This window comes from Streptomyces sp. NPDC048479, assembly GCF_040651435.1.
Lineage (GTDB): Bacteria > Actinomycetota > Actinomycetes > Streptomycetales > Streptomycetaceae > Streptomyces.
Window position 1 is genome coordinate 1 of the sequence record NZ_JBEZKA010000086.1, and the last position, 4,310, is coordinate 4,310.

4 protein-coding genes and 2 pseudogenes are annotated in these 4,310 nt (G+C 65.5%); 2 read left to right on the forward strand and 4 right to left on the reverse strand.

Features of this window, described 5'->3' with window-relative positions; genetic code table 11:
• Positions 1–88: 88 nt before the first annotated feature.
• The 4 genes and pseudogenes from AB0D12_RS40905 to AB0D12_RS40920 form a co-directional block, all read right to left on the reverse strand.
• Positions 89–949 (reverse strand): annotated as a pseudogene (locus AB0D12_RS40905) (IS630 family transposase); the annotation flags it as partial.
• An 89-nt stretch (positions 950–1,038) separates the two neighbouring features.
• Positions 1,039–1,527, reverse strand: coding sequence for a hypothetical protein (locus AB0D12_RS40910; RefSeq protein ID WP_362695084.1), 489 nt, complete (start codon positions 1,525–1,527; stop codon positions 1,039–1,041).
• A 113-nt stretch (positions 1,528–1,640) separates the two neighbouring features.
• Positions 1,641–1,850 (reverse strand): DUF397 domain-containing protein, encoded by a 210-nt coding sequence (locus tag AB0D12_RS40915; RefSeq protein ID WP_362695087.1) that lies wholly within the window; start codon positions 1,848–1,850, stop codon positions 1,641–1,643.
• Between the two features lie 29 nt (positions 1,851–1,879).
• Positions 1,880–2,746 (reverse strand): helix-turn-helix transcriptional regulator, encoded by an 867-nt coding sequence (locus tag AB0D12_RS40920; protein ID WP_362695090.1) that lies wholly within the window; start codon positions 2,744–2,746, stop codon positions 1,880–1,882.
• A gap of 290 nt (positions 2,747–3,036) precedes the next feature.
• Between AB0D12_RS40920 and AB0D12_RS40925 the strand changes: the two genes are divergently transcribed.
• Both AB0D12_RS40925 and AB0D12_RS40930 read left to right on the forward strand, forming a co-directional pair.
• Positions 3,037–3,555: an ATP-binding protein gene (locus AB0D12_RS40925; RefSeq protein WP_362695093.1), complete on the forward strand. Its 519-nt coding sequence runs from the start codon at positions 3,037–3,039 to the stop codon at positions 3,553–3,555.
• Between the two features lie 40 nt (positions 3,556–3,595).
• Positions 3,596–4,003: pseudogene (locus AB0D12_RS40930) on the forward strand (hypothetical protein); the annotation flags it as partial.
• Between the last annotated feature and the right edge of the window lie 307 nt (positions 4,004–4,310).

Consider the following 4,310-nt stretch of genomic DNA (forward strand, 5'->3'; position numbering starts at 1 on the left):
GAAGCCGACAGATCTACTCCAAGGCAACTGTGGCCAGTTGTCGCACGGGTCAGGCTCCGGCCCCCGACGGCACTCCAGGAGTCTCACAGTTGTCGCAGATGATCGCGATACGGACATTGGCCGGGTAGAACGTGCGCAGGTAGCGGCAGAACTCCAGGAACTGGGTGCGCCGCTTGATGGGCTTGATGTGGCCGTAGAGCTTGTTCTTGGCCAGGTCCAGGGCGGCGAACAGGTGCCGCACCCCGCCGTAGCGGTTGTAGGTGGCCCGGCGCCGTCGGCGTGGCTCACGGTGGGGGTTCTTGTGCCTGCCGCCGCGTTCGGCCCACTGCCAGCCCGGGTGCGGCATCAGGTTGAGCGGACCGAACTCGTCCATGCAGAAGACGACTTCGGGCTCGCCGTCCTCGGGTATGACCTCGCCGTCGGCGATCGCGTAGAGGTGTTCGACGCGGGCTTTCTTGGCCGCGTAGTCCGGGTCGCGGGAGGTCTTGAAGGTCTTCAGGCGTTGAAAGGAGACGCGTTCCTCACGGAGCAGGATGCGCAGGCCCTCGTGGCTGATGTCGTCGACCACCCCCTCAGCGACCAGGAAGTCCGCCAGCTTGGCCAGACTCCAGGTCGAGAACGGCAGGCCGTGCTCGACCGGCCTGGACTTCGCGATCTTCTTGATCTCGCGACGCTCGGGCAACGTGAACGTCTTCGGCCGGCCACCCTTGTACTTGGGATACAGCGAGTCGAAGCCGTCCTCGTTGAAGTTGTGGATCACGTCCCTCACCCGGTCGTCGCTGGTGAACGACACCTCGGCGATCTTCGCCACCGGCATGCCCTGCGCGGACAGCAGCACCATCTGGGCCCGCCGCCAGGTCACCACCGACCCAGTGCCCCTGCGGATGATCCGCAGCAACCGCCGGCCCTCGTCATCATCGATCTCACGCACGCGTACTCGCTCTGCCACCCGGGACAGGGTGACGGACACACACCGCCCGGCACAGCACCCGGACGGCACGTCACATCACAACAGGGCCAACGTTGCTTGATGCGGCACTAGTGCGGCATCACCGGGCTGGCGGTGGTCGGTATGCCGAGGTCGTTGATCGAGGCGGCAAGGACGTAGGGGTGCATCGGTTGTGCGGCCCGACGGCCGGGGAAGAGCCAGCGGGAGCCGCAGTTCGTGGCAGTATTCATGTTGTCGCGGCTGTCGATCCACTCCAGCAGCAGGTCCGCGAAGGGCCCGGGGACCGGGGAGGGCGGGTCACCGAGCTGGAGGAGTACCTGGTCGCCCCGGATGACGTCGTCGATGGTGAGTCGCACGACTCGGGTGAGCGGCTGGGCGTAGAGCAGGACGATGACCGCGGCCACTCGGGCTCGCAGCGGCAGGTCATGTCCGGCGAGGAGGCGTCCGAGCAGATGCAGACGCTGGCCTTGGGAGATCGGCGTGGCCTGGCTGATCTTGGCTGTGGGCAGCGTGAAGCGCCGGGTGCCCCCGCTCGTCGAGCTCAGCGGCGAGCGCCGGGGGCAGCCTGCGGAAGCCACGGATGGGCCGTCAGGAGCGAGGGTCGGCTTGCTCACTGCAGCCGGCGTTCCACCTCTTCTCCACAGAGGTGAACACCGGCTGCAGTGCTTCGTCGTCCGTTGCTGGGCAAGGGCTACAGGTCGACCATGCCGAAGTCGGCCTGGTCGGAGACGACGAGGCACACGAAAGAGCCCCAGGCCGAGGCGGGGACGACAAGTACCGGGCCGGTCTTGTCCTTGGAGTCGCGGATGCCGACCTGGCTGGCTAGGTCGGCGATCTCGATGCAGGATCCTCCCGTGTCGTTGCTGTAGGAGGACTTGAACCAGGCGGATTCTTCGGCCACTTCCGGGGCCGTGATGTGAGTATTGATGGCTACTTCCACTCTCGTGCTAGTTGGTGCAGGAACCCGGCTGTGTCGGCCGGAGCCAGGGCGCTTTCACGCATGGCGTCAAAGCGACGGATGTGCTTTTTGACCTCGAGGTCCTCATCCGTGACACTGATCGTGTTCGGCATGTCGGTCTGGACGATCGGGTCGAGGGCATCAGGGAAGTCGAGCACCGCGAAGTTGCTCTCGGCCCGGTAGCCGACCACGATGTGTGTGAAGATCTGCACCGTCACGTTCTCCAGCCGGTTCAACTCCACGATCTCGTTGAACTGTTCACGCATCACCTCACGGCCACCAATCATGCGCCGGACGGCGGTTTCGTCCAGGATGACGCGCAGTTCCAGCGGGCTGTCGGATCTCGTGATCAGCTCCTTGCGTTCCAGTCGCAGCCGGACGTTCTGCTCCACGTATTCGGTCGTGGTTTCGTCGACCGGTTTGGCGATTATGAACAGCGACCGCGCATACGCCTCGGTCTGCAGGAGCCCGAAGACGAAGCTCGGCTGGAACGCGCGCATGGCCTTGGCATCCTGTTCCAGGCCCCGGTATGTCGGCATCTTCGAGGGCATGACGTGCCGGTAGGGCGTCCAGGGATCTTTGCTCAGCGACTCGCGGTGCAGCTGCAGCAGCGTTTCCCGGTCTTCCTTTCCATCGAGCCCGTACAGGTCCATCAGGGCTTCCAGGTCGCCCACGCGAGGCAGGTCGTTCTCCCCGATCTCCACTCGCGCGAGCTTGGTGTGCGAGAACTTCAGCCGGGTGCCCACCTCCTGGAGGGTGAGGTCGTTCTTCTCCCGGAGCTTCCGCAGCTCTTTGCCGAGTTCTCTGCGCCGGAATGTGGGTCCTCGCCGTGCTGCCACCTTGCCGCCCTCTCCCCGTGCCTATGGGTGCTCAGCGAGCACTCTGTCTGGTATCGGCGTGCGTCTTGTGGTCGAGTGTCCCACCCTCTGTGCCCCTTTGAACAAGCCCCTGTTAGTGATCTGGCATGTGCCAATTTTCGAGCCTTCGCCAATGCGCTTGCACAGTAACTCGCACACGCTAGAGGGTAGTTGGGTCAGCGAGAACGCGGACGGCGATGCACACAAACAGGTCTTCGAAGCTGGGAAGGCCGTGATGCGTCGTACCCCAAGGACCTACGGAGGACCGGGACATGACTCTCACCACACCGAGCCAGAACACCCTCCAGGAGCCGTGCGGTGAAGCCATAGCGTCCCGTCCGCAGGCCCGGCCGCCGAGAACGGTGCCTGACCGTGTCCTCGCCTCTATCGCCCGTCCCGACCGGCCCGCGGGCGAGCCCGTCGGTGAGGGTGAGGCCCTGCGGGTGAGCGCGCTTCGCCGCGTCGGGGCCGCCAAGGTCAGCCACTGGGGCTTCCCGGGGCTGATCGACGACATCCAGCTCCTGATCAGCGAACTCCTCGCCAACGCGATCGAGCACGGGGCGGGCGAAGAGATCGGCTTCGCCCTGGCCTATCTGCCGAGCGAAGAGGTTCGCATCGAAGTGACCGACGGCTCCACGGCACTGCCGCAAAAGCGTCGGCCTGGTCTGATAGAGGAGCATGGCCGCGGCGTCCTGATCATCGACGCCCTCGCCGACGCCTGGGGCACCAGCGACGACGGCACCACCACGTGGTGCAGCCTCGCCCTCCCTACTGTGGGCGGGACGGCATGAGCGCGACCGCGCTCTCCGGCGACGTGTCCGGCGAGACGCACCCTGCGAGACGACCGTGGCCGAGCTGGTGCGGGTGGCCGGCTCCCGCTGGGCCATCGAGGAGTGTTTCCAGGCCGCGAAGAATGAATGCGGCCTCGACCAGTACGAAGTCCGTCGCTACGTCGGTTGGTACCGGCACATCACACTGGCCATGCTCGCCCACGCCTTCCTTGCCGCCATGGCCGCCCGGGCCTTCGAAAGGGGGGCCGAAGAATCGGTTCGACCACCCTCACGCCCCTCACTGTGGCAGAAATCCGGCGACTCCTGGACCTTGCCCGTTCCACGAAGGCACGACCGCCGCGATCTTTACGCCCCGAACACCGAGTCCAATGGTCCAACTGGCGGCGACGCCACCAAGCCATCGCCCGAACCTGCCACTACCAACGCCGCACGCACCCCGATCAGGTGAGTAACGAACCACCGCCACCCTGACGGGCCATCAGCCCACTAGACTCCAAGCAGGCACTCCGACCAGCGCAAATAGAGAACCGCTGCTGGAGTACTAGCCCGACGGCACATCGACCACCTCTTCGCCATGCTCCGAGACGGGACCTTCTACCAGCCCCCCACACCGGCTACGGCTTGACGAAAGCGATAGAGGCACCCTTTCCACCAGTGCCAGGGCGGTGCATGCCTGGCCCCGGCCGCATGCTGATTGGCCCGGACGGCAGCGGAATCCACCGCCACCTCCCAGTCGATGCGGCCCACAGCATCTT